The 248-nt window shown below is 36.3% G+C and carries 1 protein-coding gene; it reads left to right on the top strand.

From position 1 onward, the window contains the following. Positions 1-248, top strand: a 248-nt coding sequence (locus SB717_RS38420; RefSeq protein WP_410908458.1) for a transposase, incomplete at both ends; no start/stop codon positions are given.

The following is a 248-nucleotide window of genomic DNA, read 5'->3' as shown; positions in this document are numbered from 1 at the left end:
CTACGGTTCTTTGTGTGTCCCAACTGTGGCAGCGAATGATCTATGTATCCGAGATTTAGGGTATTTTCATTTGCAAGATCTTCAACATATACAAGATCAAAAGGCTTACTATATCTCTCGTATCAAATCGAATACACGTATTTATCAAAAAAATCCCAATCCTGATTATTTTCGAGATGGAAGAATCAAAAAAGGTACGGAGTATATACAGATAGATATGGAGGTCTTAATGAACACTCTTCAGCCAG

The sequence above is a fragment of the Priestia sp. SIMBA_032 genome, assembly GCF_046535215.1.
GTDB classification, from domain to species: Bacteria; Bacillota; Bacilli; order Bacillales; family Bacillaceae_H; genus Priestia; species Priestia aryabhattai.
The sequence above is the reverse complement of the archived record's forward strand: the minus strand, read 5'-3'. Positions and strand labels throughout refer to the sequence as shown.